Raw genomic sequence first — 21,199 nt, forward strand, 5'->3', positions numbered from 1 at the left:
CCGATGACCACGACCGAATCTCCCGTCGCGGCGCACGGCGGACCGACTGGCGCGAACGGCCCGGGCGGCGCGCCCCAGGACGACGCGTCCCGGGCGGCGTCGCGCCCCGGCCAGGGCTCGGCCCAGGCGCCGGGCGCCCCTTCCGGACGCCCGCCGCGGTCACGGCTCCTCGGACGCCGGCGCACGGCGACGGCTTCTCCGGCGGCGGCCGCCTCGCCCCTCGGCTCGGCGGCACCCGCGCGCCCGAGGTTCGCGACGCCGTCGGGCACGAGCGGGGACGAGGGCCTGGGCGCACGCCTGCGCTCGCTCCTCGCTCCGGTGACGGAGTGGGCGACGAAGGGCCTGTCCGTGGTGGCCTCGGTCGTGAGCCCCTTCGGCTGGGCGGTCCTCGTGGGGCTCGTCGCGGCCTGGTGGAGCGGACTGGCCTTCTCGTGGGTCGAGCTGCTCGCCGTCGCGGTCGTGGCGACCGTGGCGATGCTCGGTGCGATCGCGTTCGTCCGCGGGACGTTCCGCTACACCGTGAACCTCGACCTGGGGCAGCGCCGCGTCACGGTGGGGGACCGGGCAGTCGGCACGCTCGAGGTGAGCAACGAGTCTCAGCGACCGCTGCTGCCCGCCGTGATGGAGCTGCCCGTCGGGGCGGGGGTCGCGTCGTTCCCCGTACCGCGGCTGCGGCCGGGGGCGAGCCACGAGGAGATCTTCACGATCCCGACCCACCGGCGCTCGGTCATCCCTGTGGGCCCGGTGCGGTCGGTGCGAGCCGACCCCCTGGGCCTGCTGCGCCGCGAGGTGGTCTGGACGGACCCCGAGGAGCTGTTCGTGCACCCGCGGACCAAGAACCTGTCGGGTTCCTCGACGGGCTTCCTGCGCGACCTCGAAGGCCGGGTCACCCAGGACATCTCCAACTCCGACGTGTCGTTCCACGCGCTGCGCGACTACGTCCCCGGCGACGACCGTCGCCACATCCACTGGAAGACCACCGCCCGCACGGGGCAGCTCATGGTCCGGCAGTTCGAGGAGACGCGGCGGTCGCACCTCGCGGTCGTGCTCTCGACCCGCGCCGAGGACTACGCCCACCCGGACGAGTTCGAGCTCGCAGTGAGCTCGTGCGGCTCGCTCGGCCTCCAGGCCATCAAGGAGGACCGCGGTCTGACCGTCCTCGTCAACGACGGCAGCCTGCGCGGGGACAACCGCGTGCGGCTCCTCGACGACCTGGCTCGGGTCGAGACGAGGTCCTTGCGCACGAGCCTCGTGGACCTGGCGCGCGTGGCCGGTGCGGCCGTCACGGACGCGTCGGTCGTCGCGCTCGTCGTGGGGAGCTCGGTCTCGCCCACCGAGCTGCGCGCCGCCTCGGCCCGGCTTCCCCAGGACGTGCGGGTCATGGCGATCCAGTGCGTCCCGGGGGCGAAGGTCAGCCGTCACCGGATCGCCGAGCTCGTCGTGCTCACCATCGGGGAGCTCGGCGACCTCCCCCTCGCGCTGCGGAGGCTGAACGACTGATGACCGAGAACGACACGCGGGGCCGGCAGGCCCCGCCGACCGGTCCCGGTACGGAACCCGGGCACACGGGCGGCACCGGCACGCGGTCGAACGTGACGACCGCACGCTCCTCGACCCGCCTGCGCGGGGCCGACGCGCCGCGTGCGGTGCGGGCGACGGGGGCCGTGGACGCGCTCGCCCTCGTCGTGATGCTGGGGGCCGCCGTGGTCGGCTTCGGCCCGGCGTGGGGTTCGGCGGGCTACCTCCTGCCCGCGCTCGGTGGCCTGGGCCTGGGGCTGGGCGTCGCGTGGCTCGGTGCCTGGCGACGCTGGGGCACCGTCACGGTCACCGCCGTGGCCATGGTCGCGTACGTGGTCCTCGGTGGGCCGTTCGCGCTGCCGGGCACGACGGTCGCCGGGGTCCTGCCGACCCTCGAGACCGTCCGGGGCCTGCTGCTGGGCTCGGTCACCGGCTGGAAGGAGAGCGTGACCTCGGTCCCGCCGCTCCAGTCCTTCCCGGAGCTGGGCGTCGTGCCCTTCCTGCTGCTCTTCCTGGCGTCGCTGGTCGCCGGCACGATCGCCTGGCGCGTCCGTGCCGGGCAGTGGGCGCTCGTCCCGGTCGTGGTCGTGTTCGTCGCCGTGATCCTGCTGGGGACCGTCGTCCCGGCGCTCCCCGTGGTCCAGGGACTCGTGCTGGTCGTCGTCGGGCTCCTGTGGGGCGCGTGGCGCGCGACCGAGGCGCGCCTCGGCGAGCGGCAGGTCCTGACGGCTGCGAGCGTCGTCGCGACCCGGCGCCTGCGCTGGCACCGTGCGCGCGGCGGCGCGGCGATGCTCGCGCTCGGGGCGGTGGCCGCGGTCCTGCTCGTCCCGCTCGTGACCCCGGACACCGAGCGGATGGTCCTGCGAGAGCAGATCGTCCCGCCGCTCGACCTGCACGAGTACGTGAGCCCGCTCGCGTCCTTCCGCAAGTACGCCAAGGAGATGACGGACGACGAGCTGTTCACGGTCGACGGGCTCCCTGCCGGGGCCCGTGTACGACTCGCGACCCTCGACACGTACAACGGGGTGGTCTACGACGTCTCGAGCGGTGCGGGCTCGGGAGTCTTCACGCGCGCCGGCGACCAGATCGCGACGGTCGCGAAGGGCACGCCTACCGACCTGACGATCACCGTCGGCGACTACCGGGGCGTCTGGCTGCCCGACGTCGGCGCCCTCGCGGGCATCGAGTACACGGGAGACCGCAGCGAGGCGCTGCGGGGGACCACCTTCTACAACTCGGAGACGGGCACCGGGGTCGTGACCGCGGGCCTGCGCCCCGGCGACACGTTCCGGCTCGACGCGATCGTCGCGCCGACGCCCTCTCCCGAGGACCTGGAGTCGTCGCACATCCTGGACGCGAAGCTCCCGAGGTCCCTCAACGTCCCGGACTCGGTCGGGGGCAAGGCCGCGCAGTTCATGGCCGAGGAGACCGACCCGGTCGTCCAGCTCAAGAACCTCGAGACGGGGCTCGAGGCGAGCGGGATCTTCTCGAGCGGCCTCGAGACCCAGCTCCCCTCGCGTCCCGGCCACTCGGCCGAGCGCATCGACACGCTGCTCGCGGCCGACGAGATGGTCGGCGACGACGAGCAGTTCGCGGTGGCCCTCGCCCTCATGGCGCAGTCGGCGGGCATCCCCGCGCGCGTCGTCATGGGCTTCTACCCGGACCAGGAGGTCTGGGAGGAGGGCACGCCGTTCGTCGCGACGGGGGCAGACGTGCACGCGTGGGTCGAGGTCCCGTTCGCGGGCTACGGCTGGGTGCCGATCGACGCCATCCCCGAGGAGGACAACAAGATCGAGCCCGAGCCCAAGAGCGACCAGGTGCCCAAGCCGCCGGTCCTCGAGGACCCGGAGCCGCCCGAGGAGCCTGCGGACGCGGAGGCAGGCACGATCGACGACGAGGAGAAGAAGGACGACGCCGAGTCGGACGCCTTCGACTGGGGACGGGCAGCCCTGGTCGCCGTCACGGTGGCCGTCCCGCTGCTCGTCCTCGCGCTGCCCCTGCTCCTGGTCCTGCTGCTCAAGTCGCAGCGCCGCAAGAGGCGCAGGTCGGCCGACAGGCCCGTCGACCGCATCAGCGGTGGCTGGCGCGAGGTGCTCGACGCCGCCACGGACCTGGGTGCTCCCGTCCCCGCGGGCGCGACCCGCCGCGAGGGCGCAGGCACGCTCGCCGAGGCGTTCCCCGTGGCGGCGGCGCCCACCGTGACCCTCGCACGCTCGGCCGACGCGACGGTGTTCGGCACCGGGGACCCGAGCCCCCAGGAGGTCGACGCCTTCTGGAGCGAGGTGGACTCGGTCCTGGTGGGCATGCGCTCCACGAGGCCGCGCGGACAACGTCTGCGTGCAGCGGTGTCGCTACGATCCCTGCGGGGTGCTCGACCGGCATGGGTCCCCTCCTGGGTCCCGGCGCTGCGCCGGTCGGCCCGACCGTCCGTCCGGACCGTGAAGAGACCACCGACCGGTTCCGGCCCGAAGCCAGGGGAGTCCTGATGTCCGAGCAGCTGAGCTGCAGCGCCTGCGGGACGGCGCAGCCGGCGGGTTCGTCGTTCTGCGCGGTCTGCGGGACGAAGATGCCCAGCACCGCGGTGCCGTACGGAGCACCCGTCGGCGACGCGCCGTCGTCGGGCCGCGAGCCGTCGATCGCGGTCACGACCGAGCGCGACGTCGCTGCGGCGACCCAGCGCGCGGTGCCGTTCCTGCGACGGACGGACGCCGCCGCGCCCCGGGCAGGGCTCGACGGGGCGCCGGTGGCCGGCACAGGACGCAGGTTCCTCGCGTTCCTGGTCGACGTCGCCGCGGTCTCCGTGGTCTTCGCGGCCGTCCTGCTCGGCGGCGGCGCGGTGGCCGGGGTGTCTGCGACCGCGCTGGCCTCGGTCACGACCCAGGCCGACGCGCAGGCGCTGCTCGGCCGACTGCTGTTCGTGTACGCGGTAGCCGGAGCGGTGTCCCTCGCGTCCTGGGTCGGTATCTGGGTCTGGGAGGGAAGCACCGGCCGGACGCTCGGCAACCTCGCGACGGGTGTCCGGTCCGTCCGGGCCGAGGACCGGTCGCCCCTGGGCTTCGGGCGGGCGGCGCTGCGCTGGATCATCACCTTCCTCGGGGCCCTCGCCCTGGGCATCGGCGAGCTGCTCGTCGTCCTCTCCCCGGCCTTCGACGGCTCGGGACGGAACCAGGGATGGCAGGACAAGGCAGCCAAGGCGCTCGTGCTCGACGTCCGCGGACTCCAGGACGGGAGCGCCACGGTCGGCGTCGTCGGGAAGCCGAGCACCCAGCCGGTCGCGGCGAACCCGAGCGGGTACGGCGGCTCCTCGGCGTCGGGACACGTGCCCGTCACCGGGGCGTTCGCCGCGCAGCCAGCGAGCCCGGCCCCGGGGGCCGGGCCCGCTCCCGTCGGTGACCCGTGGGCCTTCCCGCAGCAGCCGCAGCAGCCCTCGCTCGTGCCCGCGGACGGGCTGATCACGGGTGTGCCAGGCGCCGTCCCGCAGCCGGGCCCCGCACCGGTCGCGCCGCAGCCGGGCCCCGTTCCCCTCGGGGGCCCTGCGACCACGGCGACACCGGCACCTGCCTACGAGGAACCCGACTGGGACTCGACGCGTCTGAGCGCCCGGGAGATCCGGCGCGAGGCGCACGAGGCGGCCCCCACGCCCGGGGCGGTGCTCGAGCTCGAGTCCGGACAGCGGGTCCCCCTCTCCGGACCCGCGCTCGTCGGACGCAACCCCCAGGCGACGGGGGCCGAGGCCACGACTCTCGTCCGGGTCGAGGACCCGACGCGGTCCGTCTCCAAGACGCACGCCGAGCTGGGTTTCGACGCCGGCGGCCTGTGGGTGCAGGACCGTGGGTCGACGAACGGGACCGTCCTCCTGCCGCCCGGCGGGGCGCCGGTGGCGCTCGACCCGGGCGTGCGCGTGCCCGTGCCCGTCGGCTCGGTGATCACCGTCGGGGACCGGCGCATCGTCGTCCACCCGGGACCTGTCGCATGAGCGGATGGCCCGCCGGGGTGAGCCTCGTCTGGGGCGCAAGCTCGCACCGGGGGGCGCGACGGCTCCTCAACGAGGACAGGTTCCTCGCCGACCGTTCGGTCTTCTTCGTCGCCGACGGCATGGGCGGGCACGACGCCGGCGAGGTCGCGAGCTCCGCGACCATCGACGCCCTCCGCCCGCTCGGCGCGCTGGCCACGGTCTCACCCGAGGACGTGCGTGACCGGCTCGTCGTGGCGCAGGACGACGTCCGCGCCATCAGCACCGAGCCCGGCCGCGGCGCCGGGACGACCGTGACCGGCGTCGTCGTGGCCCAGATGGAGGGCATGCCCTACTGGCTCGTGGTCAACATCGGCGACTCGCGGACCTACCAGATGTCGCACGGGGTGCTCGAGCAGCTGAGCGTGGACCACTCGGAGGTCCAGGAGATGGTGGACGCGGGGATGCTCACGGCGACCGAGGCGCTGACCCACCCGCGACGCCACGTCGTCACGCGCGCCGTCGGGGCCTCGCTCCCGCCCGAGCCGGACTTCTGCTGGGTGCCCATCGCTGCGCGGGACCGGATGCTCGTGTGCTCCGACGGCCTGACGGGCGAGCTCTCGGACGAACGGATCACGGAGATCCTGCTCGCACAGCCGGACCCCCAGGCCGCAGCCGACCGTCTGGTCAACGAGGCCATCGTCGCCGGAGGGCGGGATAACATCACTGTCGTCGTCGTCGACGCGACCGGGGCGTGGGGGGACACCGACGACGGCTCCACGGCCCCCCGCGAGAACCTCGGGTATGCCGACGAGGACACCTTGCCGCGAGAGATTCGCCTGCAGATGGGGGAGAGGTCGTGAGACTGCGCTACGACACCGGGAGCGCGTTCGGGTTCGTCCGGGGTGGTGCGATCGTCGTCCTCCCGGAGGGAGCGACGAGCGAGCTGGTCGGACGCCTGTGGGACGGCCTCGACGCGGCAGGAGACGCCGACGTCGAGGTCATCGAGGTCATCCAGCTCCTGACCGTGGTCCTCGGGGCGACCTTGCGGACCATGCCGCCGTTCGCCGTCGCGGTCGTGTCGGGGCGACGCGCCCAGGTCGCCGTCCGTGGCGCGGTCTCCGTCACGCTCAGCACGTCCTCGTCCCGGGTCCACGTGGACGGCGACGACGTGACCACCTGGTCCGAGCGTCTCGTGGACGACGTCGAGGAGGTCTCCGTCCAGCTCGGGGTCGAGGACGCCCCGGCCCTGGAGGCGGGTCCTGGACAGGTGGCGCTCGTCGGCCTGCCGCTCCACGAGGGCGTGGTGCTGGCGTCGCGGATCGTCCGGCACCTCGTCGGGACGTCCGCCGTGCCCGCGGCCACCCCTCGTGCGGAGCACACCGGGCAGGCGACCGCCGAGCCCCCCGTCGCCCCTGCTGCGCGCCCGGCGTCCGCGTTCGAGCCGGTCCTGGTGGGGAGCGCGGCGTTGGCCGAGGACGACGACCTGGAACCACCCCTCGTCGCGGTACCGAGCCTGGCCGCCGTCGCCGTCGGGCCCGACGACGACGCCGCCCCGGTCGCCCTGGTCGCAGCAGTACCGGGCCTCGACGCCGCGCCGGACGACGAGGTCGTGCCGACCCGCTCGCCGGTCGACGAACGGTCGGCCGAGACGATCGTCTCGATGGAGACGATCGCGCCCGAGCTCACGGTCGTCCCTCCGGTCGACGACCTCGACGACCTCGACGACGCGGTGGCGGCCGTCGACGACGGCTACGGGCACCTGTGGGAGTCCACCGTCCTGCGGACCGTCGAGGACGCCGCGATCCGCATCGACGAGGAGGACGAGCAGGACGACGTGCCTCCCGTCCCCACCCCCGTCTCCGTGGCGTCGGTCGAGAACGCGACCCCCGTGCCGCCCGCTGCGACGCCCGAGCCTGTTGCGAGCATGATCGACGGCATCCCTCGGGAGTGGACCGGGTCGACGCCCGCCGCGTCGGTGCGCGCCGCCACGGTCACGGGCGACCAGGCCCGGCGACCGGGCCCCCCGGTGGACCTCGCGCCCGCCGGCGGCCACTCGACGACCGGGCACGAGGTGGCGGTCGGAGAAGACCTGGCGGGGGACGACCACGACGGGCACACCGTCTTCTCCTCGGTCATCGCCGACCTCCGCGCCCAGGTGTCCGGAGCCGGTGCGGGCATCGCCGTCCCTGCGCCGCCCGCACCTCCCGTGCCGCCCGCACCTCCCGTGCAGCCCGGAGCGGCCGTGCCGCTCGGCGGTGTGCCGCTCCCGACCGGCGTCCCGGCGCCAGGTCCCGCACCGGTCGACGGCCGGGCCTCGGCCGCAGGCCCGACCTTCGCGCCGCCCGCACCTCCGGGCTCCCAGCAGATCCTGGCCCGCGTGTGCGTGGACGGTCACGCGAACCCTCCGTCGCGGGACACCTGCGGGAGCTGCGCACACGTCCTGGTGGGGGACGCCCACCTCGTGACCCGGCCCTCGCTGGGCCGGTTCACGCTCTCCAACGGGCAGGTCGTGGAGCTCGACCGCCCGGTGGTGCTCGGACGCCGCCCCCGCACGACGCGAGCGCAGAGCAACGACCTGCCGCGCCTGGTCGCGGTGCCGAGCCCGGAGCAGGACATCTCGCGCTCTCACGTCGAGATCCAGCTCGAGGGGTGGCACGTGCTGGTGTGCGACCTCAACACGACCAACGGCACCACGCTCCTGCGCCCTGGTCAGCCGCCTCGGCGCCTGCACCCGGGGGAGCCCGCGATGGTCGGGTCGCACGACGTCGTCGACGTGGGTGACGGCGTGACGTTCACCTTCGAAGGGTTGCTATGAGCAGCAAGCGTGCCCCGTCGCCGCCCCCGCTGATCGACGGCTACGAGTACGTGTCGGTCGTCGGTTCGGGCGGGTTCTCCGACGTCTTCCTCTACCAGCAGCAGCGCCCCCGTCGCCGGGTGGCGATCAAGGTCCTGCTGCACGAGTGGTCGAGCGAGTCGCAGCGCGCCGCGTTCGACATCGAGGCCGACCTCATGGCGACCCTCTCGACCCACCCGTCGATCGTGACCATGTACGAGGCGAACGTGACGTCCGACGGGCGCCCCTACCTCGCCATGGAGTACTGCTCGCGGCCCAACCTGGGGGCCCGCTACCGGTCCGAGCGGCTGAGCGTCGCCGAGGCGCTGCGCATCGCCGTGCAGATCGCGGGAGCGGTCGAGACCGCGCACCGGGCGGGGATCCTGCACCGGGACATCAAGCCGGCGAACATCCTCGTGACCGAGTACGGCCACCCCGCGCTCACGGACTTCGGCATCTCCTCGACCATGGACGACGCCTCCCGGGCCGAGGGCATGTCGATCCCGTGGTCGCCCCCGGAGTCCTTCGCCGAGGACCCGTGGGCAGGCAAGGAGACGGACGTCTGGGCGCTCGCCGCCACGACGTACACCCTGCTGGCCGGGCGGGCGCCGTTCGAGCTGCCAGGAGGGTCCAACTCGAGCGCGAGCCTCATCACGCGCATCGAGTCGACGCCGCTGGCCCCGACCGGACGTACCGACGTGCCGCCGTCGCTCGAGCGCGTGCTCGGGACCGCCATGGCCAAGAACCCGGCCTCGCGGTATCCGACGATGCTCGCTTTCGCGCGAGCCCTCCAGCAGGTACAGAACGAGCTCTCGCTCGCCGTCACCCCCATCGACGTGCTCGCCGACACGGGGATCACGCAGGAGGAAGAGGCCGACGACGACGGCGGTACGCGGCTGCGCGCGGTCGTCTCGATCGACCCCCGCGGAGGAGGTGCCGGCGGCACCTACCCGACCGGCGCGCCGTCGACGACGAGCGGTACCGCGCCGGTCCAGCGGCACGTGCCCGTCGGAGCGGCGACGGGCGGTTCCGCTCCTGCGGCGCACGCTCCTGCTCCGCACGCTCCCGAGGTGCCCGGTGCCTACGCCGCGCAGCCCGGGGCAGGGACGCCCGCCCAGGTCGCGTACTACGCGCCCGCACCCGCGCGCCCGGCCCAGGCTCCGGCGTCGGGCACCGGGTACGTCCCGCCGCGCCCCGCGCCCGGCCCGGGGACCGCCGCGACCGGGACCGCCGTGTGGGGGCCGCCGACCGACGACACCGTGCACCGCGCCCCGGGCTCCTCGCCCGAGCCCGAGCAGGCAGGACCGCGGCCGCGGCGTGCCCTCTGGCCGTTCCTGGCGGGCGCCGGGGTGCTCGTGCTCGTGGCGGTCGGGATCTACGCGCTCCTGCCCGACGGGACCGCGACCGACACGGACACGGGGGGCGGCACGACCTCGGCGGACGAGCCGGCCGACGTGCCCTACGACAACCTCGGCGACCTGGTCCCGCCCCCCGAGGACCTGCAGGCGCAGTACGACGCCGCGAACGGGAGCGCTCTGTTCACCTGGTCCGCCCCCGAGGGCGTCCTGATCGGCGACACCTACGTGTGGCAGCACATCGACCCGACCAAGGAGACCTCGCCGGCCCCGGCGCCCCCGGGAGGACTGTCAGTGGCGGTCCCCGCGGGGGCCAACGAGACCGTCTGCGTCGAGATCCGTACCGTCCGGGACGGTAAGCCGTCCGTCCCGGTGAAGGAATGCGTGACCCCATGAGCGACCTCGCGATCGAGTTCTGCGGAGAGTGGTTCCGCCCCGTCCCCGGCGGGACGTTCGACATCGGGCGCGACGGCGACCTCGAGATCGAGGACAACCCGTACCTGCACCGGCACTTTCTTCGCATCTCGCACGAGAACGGCATCTGGTGGCTGGCGAACGTCGGCTCGCTGATCTCGGCGACCGTCTGCGACGCCGGCGGCGGCGTCCAGTCGTGGCTGTCGCCCGGCAACCGCCTGCCGCTCGTGTTCCCGTCCATGTCGGTCGTCTTCACGGCCGGGCCGACCACCTACGAGCTGCTGGTCCAGCTCCAGGGGGCGCCCTACCAGGAGATCCGCTCCGAGGAGCCGTCCGACGGCGCGACCACGATCGGGGCCATCCCGTTCACGATCACCCAGAAGCAGCTCATCCTGGCGCTCGCCGAGCCCGTGCTGCGCCGGGACGGGACCGGGCTCTCCGAGATCCCGACCTCCGCCGACGCCGCACGCCGCCTCGGCTGGGCCACGACCCGCTTCAACCGCAAGCTCGACAACGTGTGCGAGCGGCTGGACCGCATCGGCGTCAAGGGGTTGCGCGGGGGAGTCGGGGCGCTCGCCACGAACCGTCGTGCACGGCTCGTGGAGTACGCGGTGGCCTCACGCCTCGTGACGACCGAGGACCTGCCCCTGCTCGACCTGGTGGACGAGAGCTCCTGAACCCCGTCCACGCACCTGCTACGAAGGACACGTCCCTGTGCGTCTCAAGATGACTCTCGTGCGCCACGACGGCACGAGCGACGACATCGTCGTCACGGCCGACGCCGGCAGCACGGTCGGCGACGTCGCCCGCGCCGTCGCAGTGCGCGACCCCCGGAACATGGGGTCGCTCGTCGACGTCCCCCCGCTCACCCTGCGCGCCCAGCTCCCCGGGCAGGAGCAGTCGGTCGTCCTCGACCCCGACGTCCCGATCGCGGAGGCGTGGCTCGGTTCCGGGGCCGTCGTGCATCTTCTCGACGCCGCCCGCGCCGCCAGCACGATGCAGGACGTCCAGAACGTGCTGGCCCGTGTGCGGGTCGTGGCCGGGCCGGACGCCGGGCTGCAGCGCGACCTCGTCGCGGGGCGCTACGTCGTGGGACGCGAACCGGGGTGCGACCTCGTGCTGTCCGACCCCCTCGTCTCGAAGAAGCACGCTCGGATCGACGTGTCCGACCGTACCGAGGTCGTCGACCTGGGCTCGGCCAACGGCATCGTCGTCGACGGCGGTCTGGTCACCCGGCTGCGCGTCGACCGGCAGCAGACCCTCGTGCTCGGGGACACCGTCGTCGTGGTCGACCCGCTCGGCAGCGCTGCGGGCGGTCCGGTCGCGGGGCCCGTCCCGTTCAACCGCTCGCCCAAGGTCGAGCCGCGCTACGCCGGGGAGAAGTTCACGGCGCCCAGCGCCAACCGTGAGGAGGAGCCCCAGACCTTCCCGGCGCTGGCCCTCGTCGCGCCGGTGGTGATGGGCCTCCTGATGTTCTTCGTCACGCAGCGCCCGACCGCGCTCCTGTTCATCCTCATGAGCCCGCTCATGCTCGTCGGCAGCTACGTGACCGAGCGCCAGCGGCGCCGTCGTCGTCTGGAGCGCGACGTCAAGAGGTTCGACGAGCGGCTCGAGGGCCTGCGGGCCGCGCTGCGCGACGAAGAGGTCGCCGAGCGGTCGGCGAGGCTCCAGGAGGCACCGGCGACGCCGCTCACGCTGGCCGAGGGGCTGCGTCGCGGGCCGCTGCTGTGGACGCGCCGCCCCGAGCACTGGTCCTTCCTCAACGTGCGGCTCGGGCTCGGCTCGATGCCCTCGCGCAACGAGATCGAGACGCCGGGGCGCGGTGAGATGGTCCCCGAGCTCCAGGGGCGTCTCGACGAGCTGGTCGATCGGCACGAGCTCGTCTCGGGCGTGCCCGTGGTCGAGAACCTGCACGACGCCGGTGCGCTGGGGCTGGCCGGGGCCAAGAACCTCGTGGAGCCCGTGGTCAACTCCGTGCTCGTCCAGCTCACGGTGCTGCACTCGCCCACCGACCTCGTGGTCTGCTCCCTCGTGACACCGACGTGGTCGCGCTCGCTCGAGTGGCTCAAGTGGATGCCGCACACGTCGGCCTCGACGAGCCCGATCGAGGGCAACCACCTCGCCGACAGCGCCAGCAGCGGCGCCGTGCTCCTGGCCCAGCTCGAGGAGCTGATCCGGACCCGGCTCAAGAGCCAGCGCGCCACGCGTCGAGGCGCGGCCCGGACCCGCGACGCCGCCCTCGAGCGGGGTGCGAGCGTCGGGGAGGGCGGAGGCGGACCCGTCGAGGGGACGAGCTCGCCGCTGCCCGCGGTCGTCGTCCTCGTGTCCTCCGAGGTCGACGTGGACCGTGCACGTCTCGCCCAGCTCGCGGAGACGGGGCCCGACGCGGGGGTGTTCCCCGTGTGGGTCGCCGACAGCGTCCGGGGACTGCCCGCCGCGTGCCGCACCTACGTCGAGGTCGGTCCCGACCGCACCTCGGTGGGCATGGTCCGGCTCGGCCTGTCCGTCGACGACGTCGTGCTCGAGACGGTCGACGCGGCCGCCGCGGTCGAGTACGGCCGTCGCATGGCACCGGTGTTCGACGCGGGGGTCGTCGACGAGGACGCGAGCGACCTGCCGCGCACCGTGTCCCTGCTGACGCTGCTCGGCCCCGACATGGCGACGTCCGGCGAGGCCGTGATCGACCGGTGGAACCAGAACCTCTCGATCACCGACCGGACGCCGGGGGCCGTCCCGAGGCGACGTCGCGCAGGGGGGCTGCGGGCGCTCGTCGGCTCGGCCGGGTCGGAGGCCATGCAGCTCGACCTGCGCACGCACGGCCCGCACGCCCTCGTGGGCGGGACGACCGGCTCGGGCAAGAGCGAGTTCCTCCAGGCGTGGGTGCTGGGCATGGCTGCCGAGTACAGCCCCGACCGGGTCACGTTCCTGTTCGTGGACTACAAGGGCGGCTCCGCGTTCGCGGACTGCGTCCAGCTCCCGCACTGCGTGGGCCTCGTGACCGACCTGTCGCAGCACCTCGTGCGGCGTGCCCTGACGAGCCTGCGGGCCGAGCTCCACCACCGCGAGCACCTGTTCAACCGCAAGAAGGCCAAGGACATCCTCGAGCTCGAGAAGCGGGGCGACCCCGACGCTCCGCCGGCCCTGGTGATCGTCATCGACGAGTTCGCGGCGCTCGTCTCCGACGTGCCCGACTTCGTGGACGGCGTGGTCGACATCGCGCAGCGAGGGCGCTCGCTCGGGATCCACCTCATCATGGCGACCCAGCGCCCGGCGGGCGTCATCCGCGACAACCTGCGGGCGAACACGAACCTTCGCGTCGCCCTGCGCATGGCCGACGAGTCCGACTCGTCCGACGTCGTCGGGACCCCCGAGGCGGCCCACTTCGATCCCGGGCTCCCGGGGCGCGGGCTGGCCAAGACGGGCCCCGGTAGGGTGCGCCCGTTCCAGTCGGCCTACGCCGGCGGCTGGACCTCGGACGAGGCGCAGCCGCTGCGCATCGAGGTCGCGGCCCTGCGGTTCGGCGGCGAGATCCGCTGGGACGCGCCGCAGCCCGCGGTCGTGCCCGAGGAGACGGACCTCGGCCCCAACGACCAGCAGCGCCTCGTGGCGTGCATCGGGGCCGCGAGCAGGCACGCCGAGATCCCGAGCCCGCGCCGCCCGTGGCTCGACTCGCTCGCCGGGGTCTACGACCTCGCCCGCCTGCGTCAGCGCACCGACACCGAGCTGTTGATCGGCGTCGCCGACCTGCCCGAGGTGCAGGCCCAACGGCCGACGTACTTCCGCCCGGACACCGACGGCCACCTCGCCGTGTACGGCACGGGCGGTGCGGGCAAGAGCACCACGCTGCGCACGCTGGGCATCGCGGCGGGGATCACGCCCCGGGGCGGGGCGGTCCAGGTCTACGGCCTCGACTTCGCGGGCGGCAGCCTGCGGATGCTCGAGTCCCTGCCTCACGTCGGGTCCGTGATCATGGGCGACGACGTCGAGCGCGTGGTCCGCCTGCTGCGCATGCTGCGCGCCGAGCTCGACCGCCGTGGCCCGCTCTTCGCGGAGGCCTCCGCGTCGAGCGTCACCGAGTACCGCGCGCTCACGGGCCGCACGGACGTGCCGCGCATCCTCCTGCTCGTCGACGGCTTCGGCGCGTTCCGCGACGACTTCGAGCAGGGCGCGGGCCGGGCCGTGTGGTTCGACGTGTTCCGTGACGTGCTCGCCGAGGGACGCCAGCTCGGCATCCACGTGGCCCTCACGGCCGACCGTGCGGGCGCCGTGCCGACCGCGGTCCGCTCGGCCGTGCAGCGCAACGTCGTACTCCGGCTCTCCGACGACGGGTACGGGCTGCTCGACGTCCCCGGCGACGTGCTCACCCCATCGTCGCCGCCGGGCCGCGCGGTGGTCGACGGTGCGGAGACCCAGGTCGCGGTCATCGGCGGGACGACCTCTGCCGCCGAGCAGGCGCGTTCCTGCGTGCGGCTGGGCGACTCGATGCGCAAGGCCGGGGTGCTCCAGGCACCGAGGATCGGCGCCCTGCCGCAGGAGTACACGGCCGACGTGCTGCCGGACGAGGTCGACGGGCAGCCCGTGCTGGGGATCGGCGACGAGACGCTCGACGCCCTCGGCTGGGCACCCGAGGGGACGTTCCTCGTGTCGGGGCCCGTCGGCAGCGGTCGGACGACGGCGCTCGCGGCGCTCGCGAGGTCCCTGGTCCGCGCGGCCCCGAAGACCCGGATCGTCCTCGCGGCGCACCCCGGGTCCTCGCTGGTGTCCGCTGCGCCCTGGGACCGGGTCGCGCGGAGCGTCGACGAGGTCGTGGCCCTCGCCCAGGACGTCGCCGAGGACCTGGCGGCCGGACCCGTCGCCGTCTTCGTCGAGGGGGTCGACGAGTACCTGCAGTCACCGGCGGACGCACCGCTCGTCGCGCTCATGAAGGCGGCCCAGCGAGGCTCGTGCCTCGTGGTCGCGGAGGCCGAGTCCTCCCGGTGGGGCTCGCCGTGGCCCTTGCTCGCCGAGATGAAGAACGGCCGCCGCGGGCTGCTGCTGCAGCCCGAGGCGCTCGAGGGCGACTCGTTGCTCAAGACCTCCCTGCCCAGGGTCTCCCGTGCGGAGTTCCCCCCTGGCCGGGGCTACTACATCGCGCGCGGCAGCACCACCCGGGTACAGGTCCCGATGGGCTGACGCGCGCGTGGGGAGTTCTCCCCATACCCATGCGACCGCACCTTCGGTACGGTTGCGACGACAACGGGCCGCGAGGCCGACGATGGATCAAGAGAGCGGGAATCGACATGGCGAACGTCAACGTCACCTACAGCGAGATGCGGGACGCAGCGGGCCGTCTGGAGATCGGCAAGGGGCACCTCGACGAGATCCTCGCGGATCTGATGAAGCAGGTCACGGCGCTCGTCTCGTCCGGCTTCGTGACGGACCAGGCCTCGACGCAGTTCATGGCCTCCTACGACCAGTTCAACCTCGGCGCGAAGAACGCGGTCGAGGGGCTCGTCGAGATGCACACGTTCCTCGCGCGCGCCGCGGACTCGATGGAGGAGCTCGACGCGCGTCTCGGCTCCGCGATCGCCCGGTGACGACTGCGGGACCCTCGGACGGCCGCCCCGACGTCAGGGCGGCCGTCCTGCCGTACCGGGAGTCGGGCGGCGGGTACGGCCGCGCGGCGACGTGGGTCGCGGTGCCGACGGCCGTCGCGTTCCTCGTCGACACCGTGGTCAGGGGCTGGTGGGACGCGCTCGTGTGGCCCATGATCGGCGTGATCGTCGGGGCGGTCGTGCTGGTGACGGTGTACTCCACCCGGCGGTACCAGAAGATCGTCGTGGACCAGACGGGTCTGCGGGCCGGCCGGGACCACTTCCCCGCCGCCACGATCGACCCGAGCGTGGTCGCGCACGTCGCAGCCCATGGCCTGCTCCACGAGGGCGAACGTCTGCCGGACGGCACGACCGTCGCCGGGGGCAAGCTTGCCGGCGGGGCCTATGCCCCCACCCTGGGTGCAGGGCTCCTGCTGCTGCGCCTCACGGACGGAAGCTGGATCCGCGTGCAGTGCAGCAAGCCCCAGCAGGTCGTCGCTGCCCTGCAGGTCTGCCTCGCCGGGGCGGCCGGCGCGACGGTCTGAACGACGACGGGTCGACGGTCAGGTGCCGGCACCCCACCAGCAGAGCGCCGCTGCCCAGACGAGCAGAGCCTCGTCGTCGGCGGTGAGGTCGCGGACGGTGAGCATGCGCTGACGGTCCTCCGTGCGGATCGACGCGAGCTCGTCGAGGCCGCGCCAGACACGCGCGGCGTTGTCCCGGCCGGGGTAGAGGTCGAGAAGGTCCGTGAGCACGGGGGCGCCGCGGAGCGCGCCGCGGGGCACGACCTCACGATGGTGGGCCCTTCGTGAGCCCCCCACGACGGCTGCGACCGGGGTCCCGTCCGCGAGCGACACCTCGCGCAGGGTCCTGTCGTGGCGACGAGGGACGAGGGGCGTGCTGCGCAGGAGCACGTGCCCCTCGGGGTCGAGCAGCTCGACGGTGTGAGGGTCGTCGCTGCCGCCGGTGTGCTGGCCGACGAGCCCTTCCACCGCCAGCTCCAGGAGGCCGGAGGCGATCTCCCCCGTGCCGAGCGGAGCGCGAGGACAGCGGCGGACCAGGTATCCCGGTGAGTGCCCACCGACCAGGAAGACTCGCCCGGTCCACCCCCGTTGGCCGACGTCCCCCCGCGCCTCGGGCACGGCGACCTCGAACGAGCGGGGGAGGAGCGCGGCGACCTCGGCCTGGCTGCGGTGCAGAGGTTGCTCGGGCGCGGCAGGGACGCCGACCGCGGGTGCCGGCGGCCCGAAGAGCGCGCCCGGTGCGCGCAGCCGTCGACCGAGGCCGCGCATGCTCGCACCGGTGGCCTCGACGTTCGCGCGGGCCGACTCGACCCCGGCGAGCGCCGCGCGGCCCCGGTCGAGCAAGGACCCCGGCACGAGCGCGTCGAGCCGTGGGACCCGCCGCGCGTCAGGTCGACGAGCGGCGTCGGCGGCGTCCGTCGCAGTCTCGGCGGAGGTCTCCCGGGCGTCGCCCTGCGGCTGCGGGAGCGCGCCGCCGTTCTCGTCGTGGTGCGTCACGGGAGTCAGGCTACCGTCGGTGGCTGCCGCGACAGCGCGTGTGGGGAGTTGTCCCCATGGTGAAGCATCGGCAGCATCTGGCAGCATGGCCACGCGCGGTGGAGAGCCGTGCGGACGAGAGGACATGACGATGACGCTTCGCGTCGACACCGAGGCGATCGATGCGGCAGCGATCTCGCTCGGAACCACCGCGGGGACGCTGGGGGACCTGGCAGGCGACATCGCTCAGCAGGCAGCAGCTGCCTCGGCAGCAGGTGGCCACCCGCACGTCGTTGCGGGCGCGAGCGAGTTCGGAGACTACTGGGGTGCCGGTCTCGGCGCCCTGGCGGTGGCGCTGGGTGAGCTCGCGACGCAGTTCGGCGACGCTGCGGCGGCCTATGCGGAGCAGGACCAGGTGCTGGCCAACGGTGCGAGGGAGCTCCGATGACCTACTTCGTCGACACGCCGGCGCCGTCCGCTCCCCGGCTCGCCCCGGTCGAAGGTGACCCGGAGGGGCTGCGTACCGCCGCCCGCGGCCTCGAAACGGTGCACGACGGCCTCGGCGACGCGCTGCGGGCACTGCGAGCCCGAGCCCGTGCGCTCGGCGACGACTGGGTCGGGGTCGCCGGCGAGGCGGCGCCCGTCGCCGTCGAGGGCGTCGCGCTGCTCGTGGAGAACGTGCAGGGGGCAATGAGCACGGGAGCCGGCGCGCTGCGGACCTATGCCGACGCGCTCGAGACGGCGCGCACGACCGTCGCCACGGCACAAGGGTTCGCCGACGACGCTGCCGCGTCGTGCGGCTCCGCGCTGCGGACGATCGACACGACGGCTAGCCCCGACATGGCCTTCTACACCGGCCAGCAGCGCCAGGCAGCGATCTGGGACGCGCAGGTGGCGTTCCAGGCGCAGACCGCTGCGGCGGACCGGGCTCGGGAGACGCTCGAGGCCGCGGCGCTCGCGTGCCGCCGTGCGCTCGAGGACACCCGTTCGGTGCTGGTGCGGGGGCACCGGGAGTCGTTCGAGGACTACGTCAACGGCATCGTCGCCAACGGTCTGAGCATGCTTCCCGGCATGGCCGGGCACGAGGGGACTCTCGGCTCGACGGTGTGGGCGGCGACGGCGGCAGGCGGGGTCGCCTACTCCGGCTTCTACACGGCGAAGTACGGCGCGGCGCTGTGGATGCACTGGGCCAGGGACAAGATGCTGACCCAGAACTCGGTCTCGAGCCTGATCGTCAAGGCTCTGAGCCCGCGGCTCGACGCTCTCGGGCTCCGCCTGGGCCTCGGGGCCGGTGTCGGGGCGAACACGTTCAACGGGCTCAACGCCTTCGGACGAGTCATGTTCGGCACGTCCGGGGTGACGGGGACGGCCGGTGGGATGACGCCGTGGGCAGCAGGTCGAGCGGCTGCCGCGGCCGCTGACACCGGTGCTCTGCGCGCAGGCCTCAGCGCAGGCGCGAAGGCCTCGGGCGTCCTGCGCGGCCTGGGCGTGGTCGGTGCCGTCGGCGCGACAGGCATGAGCCTCGTGAACGTGGCCTCCCAGGGCAACCCGATCGATGCGTTCCAGGAGAACGGCATCGACTACGTCGCGGACGTCGCGGAGCTCGGTTTCAACGTCAGCCTCACGGCTGCGATGATCGCCCCCAACCCCGTGACGATCGGCGCTGCCGTCATCACGGGAGCGATCTATGGCACGACCGAGATCATCGCCCACTGGGACGAGATCGAGGACCTCGCCGCGAACGGCGCGGAGATGGTCGCTGACGGATGGAACGCCACGACCGAGGTCGTGGGCGACGCGGTGGACGCCGGCGTCGAGAAGGCAAAGGAGTTCGGCTCGTGGCTCAACCCGTTCGACTGACCGAAGGGCTGCCCGCGGCGATGGATCGTCGTCGTCGGCGCTTCCTGCTCTTCCCCGACCACCTCGCTGTCCTGGGCCAGCTGGCCCAGGAGGGCGTGGTGGAGGAAGGGCTCGACGCCGCCGTCGACGCGCTGCGCGAGGCGGGCGTGCTCGGCGCCGACGACGCGGTCGACCCGGCGGCCGGCGAGCTCGCCCAGGCGCTGGCGGGGAGCTCGCTCCTCGTCGACGTCGAGACGAGCAGCGACGACGGGATCGTCTACCACGGCCTCGCCTTCGCCTCGGTCGGCGGCGTGGCCGTGTGCTGGGCGCGCTCTGGCTGGCCGGGGACCGCGCAGGCCGAGTACCTCCCGGTCGACGTCGGGATGGTCGTGCCGTGGATCGCCACGACGGTCGGGCTCGGGCGGGACGGCGCCACCGGGGGCGGCTCCCTGCCCGACGTCCTCACCACGACGGTCGGCGCGCTGGGTGCGTCCGACGGCACGGCCGACCCGGAGGAGGCGCTGGGCGGCGCCGCCGACGTCCTCGACGCCGCCAGGCTCACGTGGCGCGTGACGGTCCATGCGCCCGGCGGGTCCACGGTCCGCGCGCTCGCGGTCGTCGACGCGGGGCCGCTCGGCCTGTGGGAGCGCGTCGCGCCCGCGGAGCCGTTCGGGCTCGACGTCCCGGATCCCGCGACGCCCGTCGTCCTGGAACGGCGGAGCCCGGGTGACGTGTGGCGTGCCCTCGTCGGGCTGCTGCAGGACGCCGGCGAGGTCGCGGCGGGGGGGGGGGGGGGGCGGGCCCGCGGCGGGCTGCGGCAGGACGCCGGCGAGGGCGCGGCGTCCTGACGTCCCGCGAGGCCCGGGCCGTCAGGACGCGTCGCCGCCTAGACTGTCCGGGCCCCGTGGACCCCGAAGAGGAGTGACCGTGCCGTCGACCCTGCAGTTCCCGAGCGAGCAGTTCCCCGCCTACCCCGGTGTGAGCCTCGACCAGCCGTACGGCTGGCAGCCGCTCCCTGAGGTGGGCCTGCCGCTCGCGTTGGCGAAGGACGCCGCCGGTGGGGAGTTTCGCGCCAACGTCATCACGGTCCTCAACCGGGTCCGGGCCGAGCACACGCTCGACCAGGCGATCGGCGAGGTCGTCGCGCGGCTGACCGCGCTTCCGCAGTACAAGGAGCTCGGGCGCTCGGAGATCGACGTCCAGGGGCACGCCGGGTTCCGTATCGAGGGGATCTTCGCGGAGCCGACTCTCGGCGCGCTCGTCCAGGCGGTGCGGATCGTGCTCGTCGACCGCGGGCCCGTCAAGGACCTGGTGCAGGTGACGGGGTCGTGCACGGGGGCACAGATGCCGAGCACGCTGCCGGAGATCCGTGCGATCCAGGACAGCCTGAGCATCGCCCTGTGACCGGCGCGGTGGCGGACGCCGCACCGCTCGACGACGTGGTCGCGGCCCTGCTGGGTCTCGGCTCCGGCGACCTGCCGTACTCGGCATCGGTCGAGGAGTGGAAGCACGGCGCCCAGGTCACGCTGACCTGGACGGGCTGGGAGGCCCGGTGGCGCTCGTTGCTCGGGGCGGGGAAGGCGACCAGGTCGTACCGGCTCGTGGTGCGGCTCGACGCCCGACGCGCGGTCTACCGGTTCACGGAGATCAGCGGGAGGTCGCGCAGGAGCGTGGCCGCCTCGCCGGTCGGTGTCCACGCCGAGGCGCGCTGGGACGCCCACCGCGGCAAGACCTTCGGTACACGGTCGGGAAGCCTGGTGGTCGCGCAGCGCGTGACCTCGTCGGGGGACCGGGCCTACGAGGTCGCGCACCTCGCCGCCGTGTCGGCGAGCCCGTCGACCATCAAGGTCCCGGTCTTCTCGACGCTCCGGTCTCTCGGCTGGCGGCCTCGCGTCGACAACCGTTTCGTGCGCCTCTTCGAGAGGTGAGGCTCACGAGCGGAGGCTGCCTCTGACCGCCGCCCGCCCCGCCCGCGCCGTAACATTCGGCCGGATCATGAGACGCCATTCCACTAGGCGAGATTCGCTGGCAGTGTGAAGGTTCACCTCAGTCGTACAATCGAGTGGTTCTCCCGTTGGCGGCCGCGGACTCACCCGGACAGCCCGCGTGACCGGTCCGCCCACCTCCTGCGGGCCGACCTCCCCTCCTCGACCGGAAGGCGTTCTTTCCTGTGAGCAGCTCTCGTCCGTTGCGTGTCGCCATTGTTGGCGCTG

The 21,199-nt window shown here is 73.7% G+C and carries 16 protein-coding genes; 15 read left to right on the forward strand and 1 reads right to left on the reverse strand.

The features are described 5' to 3' along the window. Positions 1–3 precede the first annotated feature (3 nt). The 10 genes from H9640_RS15900 (at position 4) to H9640_RS15945 (ending at position 16,193) form a co-directional block, all read left to right on the forward strand. Complete coding sequence (locus tag H9640_RS15900) at positions 4–1,500, forward strand: DUF58 domain-containing protein (protein WP_191791746.1); 1,497 nt, start codon at positions 4–6, stop codon at positions 1,498–1,500. Beyond that, entirely contained in the window at positions 1,500–4,004 is a 2,505-nt protein-coding gene (locus H9640_RS15905; RefSeq protein ID WP_191791747.1) for a transglutaminase-like domain-containing protein, read from the forward strand. Before H9640_RS15900 ends, H9640_RS15905 begins: the two co-directional genes overlap by 1 nt. Then, positions 4,004–5,494 carry an RDD family protein gene (locus tag H9640_RS15910; protein WP_191791748.1) on the forward strand — a complete coding sequence of 497 codons (1,491 nt, stop codon included), beginning with the start codon at positions 4,004–4,006 and terminating at the stop codon, positions 5,492–5,494. The genes H9640_RS15905 and H9640_RS15910 overlap by 1 nt, the downstream gene beginning before the upstream one ends. Continuing rightward, on the forward strand, positions 5,491–6,333 hold the full coding sequence (locus H9640_RS15915) for a PP2C family protein-serine/threonine phosphatase (protein ID WP_191791749.1): 843 nt from the start codon (positions 5,491–5,493) through the stop codon (positions 6,331–6,333). Before H9640_RS15910 ends, H9640_RS15915 begins: the two co-directional genes overlap by 4 nt. Then, a complete protein-coding gene (locus H9640_RS19310; RefSeq protein ID WP_318243803.1) occupies positions 6,330–8,288 on the forward strand; it encodes an FHA domain-containing protein in 1,959 nt (652 codons plus the stop codon). Before H9640_RS15915 ends, H9640_RS19310 begins: the two co-directional genes overlap by 4 nt. Continuing rightward, entirely contained in the window at positions 8,285–10,057 is a 1,773-nt protein-coding gene (locus tag H9640_RS15925) for a serine/threonine-protein kinase (protein WP_191791750.1), read from the forward strand. The genes H9640_RS19310 and H9640_RS15925 overlap by 4 nt, the downstream gene beginning before the upstream one ends. Further along, positions 10,054–10,752: an FHA domain-containing protein gene (locus H9640_RS15930; protein ID WP_191791751.1), complete on the forward strand. Its 699-nt coding sequence runs from the start codon at positions 10,054–10,056 to the stop codon at positions 10,750–10,752. The genes H9640_RS15925 and H9640_RS15930 overlap by 4 nt, the downstream gene beginning before the upstream one ends. Before the next feature lie 37 nt (positions 10,753–10,789). Continuing rightward, positions 10,790–15,247: an FtsK/SpoIIIE domain-containing protein gene (locus tag H9640_RS15935; protein ID WP_191791752.1), complete on the forward strand. Its 4,458-nt coding sequence runs from the start codon at positions 10,790–10,792 to the stop codon at positions 15,245–15,247. Positions 15,248–15,354: 107 nt separating this feature from the next. Beyond that, complete coding sequence (locus H9640_RS15940) at positions 15,355–15,651, forward strand: WXG100 family type VII secretion target (protein ID WP_030151988.1); 297 nt, start codon at positions 15,355–15,357, stop codon at positions 15,649–15,651. Further along, positions 15,648–16,193 carry a hypothetical protein gene (locus H9640_RS15945; protein WP_191791753.1) on the forward strand — a complete coding sequence of 182 codons (546 nt, stop codon included), beginning with the start codon at positions 15,648–15,650 and terminating at the stop codon, positions 16,191–16,193. The genes H9640_RS15940 and H9640_RS15945 overlap by 4 nt, the downstream gene beginning before the upstream one ends. Before the next feature lie 18 nt (positions 16,194–16,211). On the opposite strand, the gene H9640_RS15950 is transcribed toward H9640_RS15945, so the two are convergent. After that, positions 16,212–17,168: a hypothetical protein gene (locus H9640_RS15950; RefSeq protein WP_191791754.1), complete on the reverse strand. Its 957-nt coding sequence runs from the start codon at positions 17,166–17,168 to the stop codon at positions 16,212–16,214. Positions 17,169–17,292: 124 nt separating this feature from the next. On the opposite strand from H9640_RS15950, the gene H9640_RS15955 reads away from it, so the two are divergent. The 5 genes from H9640_RS15955 (at position 17,293) to H9640_RS15975 (ending at position 20,914) form a co-directional block, all read left to right on the forward strand. Further along, the gene (locus H9640_RS15955) at positions 17,293–17,595 is read left to right on the forward strand and encodes a hypothetical protein (RefSeq protein ID WP_191791755.1); all 303 of its coding nucleotides are present in this window, start codon (positions 17,293–17,295) and stop codon (positions 17,593–17,595) included. Further along, the gene (locus tag H9640_RS15960) at positions 17,592–19,007 is read left to right on the forward strand and encodes a hypothetical protein (protein ID WP_191791756.1); all 1,416 of its coding nucleotides are present in this window, start codon (positions 17,592–17,594) and stop codon (positions 19,005–19,007) included. Before H9640_RS15955 ends, H9640_RS15960 begins: the two co-directional genes overlap by 4 nt. Beyond that, positions 18,986–19,834 (forward strand): hypothetical protein, encoded by an 849-nt coding sequence (locus tag H9640_RS19765; protein WP_191791757.1) that lies wholly within the window; start codon positions 18,986–18,988, stop codon positions 19,832–19,834. Before H9640_RS15960 ends, H9640_RS19765 begins: the two co-directional genes overlap by 22 nt. Positions 19,835–19,913: 79 nt before the next feature. Further along, a complete protein-coding gene (locus H9640_RS19770) occupies positions 19,914–20,390 on the forward strand; it encodes an LpqN/LpqT family lipoprotein (RefSeq protein ID WP_191791758.1) in 477 nt (158 codons plus the stop codon). Then, a complete protein-coding gene (locus tag H9640_RS15975) occupies positions 20,387–20,914 on the forward strand; it encodes a hypothetical protein (RefSeq protein ID WP_191791759.1) in 528 nt (175 codons plus the stop codon). Before H9640_RS19770 ends, H9640_RS15975 begins: the two co-directional genes overlap by 4 nt. Positions 20,915–21,199 lie beyond the last annotated feature (285 nt).

The organism is Oerskovia gallyi (assembly GCF_014836745.1).
Classification (GTDB): Bacteria; Actinomycetota; Actinomycetes; order Actinomycetales; family Cellulomonadaceae; genus Oerskovia; species Oerskovia paurometabola.

Coding starts and splice junctions, on each gene's coding strand:
- H9640_RS15900 (WP_191791746.1), top strand. CDS start 4: ATGACCACGACCGAATCTCCCGTCGCGGCGCACGGCGGACCGACTGGC.
- H9640_RS15905 (WP_191791747.1), top strand. CDS start 1,500: ATGACCGAGAACGACACGCGGGGCCGGCAGGCCCCGCCGACCGGTCCC.
- H9640_RS15910 (WP_191791748.1), top strand. CDS start 4,004: ATGTCCGAGCAGCTGAGCTGCAGCGCCTGCGGGACGGCGCAGCCGGCG.
- H9640_RS15915 (WP_191791749.1), top strand. CDS start 5,491: ATGAGCGGATGGCCCGCCGGGGTGAGCCTCGTCTGGGGCGCAAGCTCG.
- H9640_RS15925 (WP_191791750.1), top strand. CDS start 8,285: ATGAGCAGCAAGCGTGCCCCGTCGCCGCCCCCGCTGATCGACGGCTAC.
- H9640_RS15930 (WP_191791751.1), top strand. CDS start 10,054: ATGAGCGACCTCGCGATCGAGTTCTGCGGAGAGTGGTTCCGCCCCGTC.
- H9640_RS15940 (WP_030151988.1), top strand. CDS start 15,355: ATGGCGAACGTCAACGTCACCTACAGCGAGATGCGGGACGCAGCGGGC.
- H9640_RS15955 (WP_191791755.1), top strand. CDS start 17,293: ATGACGATGACGCTTCGCGTCGACACCGAGGCGATCGATGCGGCAGCG.
- H9640_RS15960 (WP_191791756.1), top strand. CDS start 17,592: ATGACCTACTTCGTCGACACGCCGGCGCCGTCCGCTCCCCGGCTCGCC.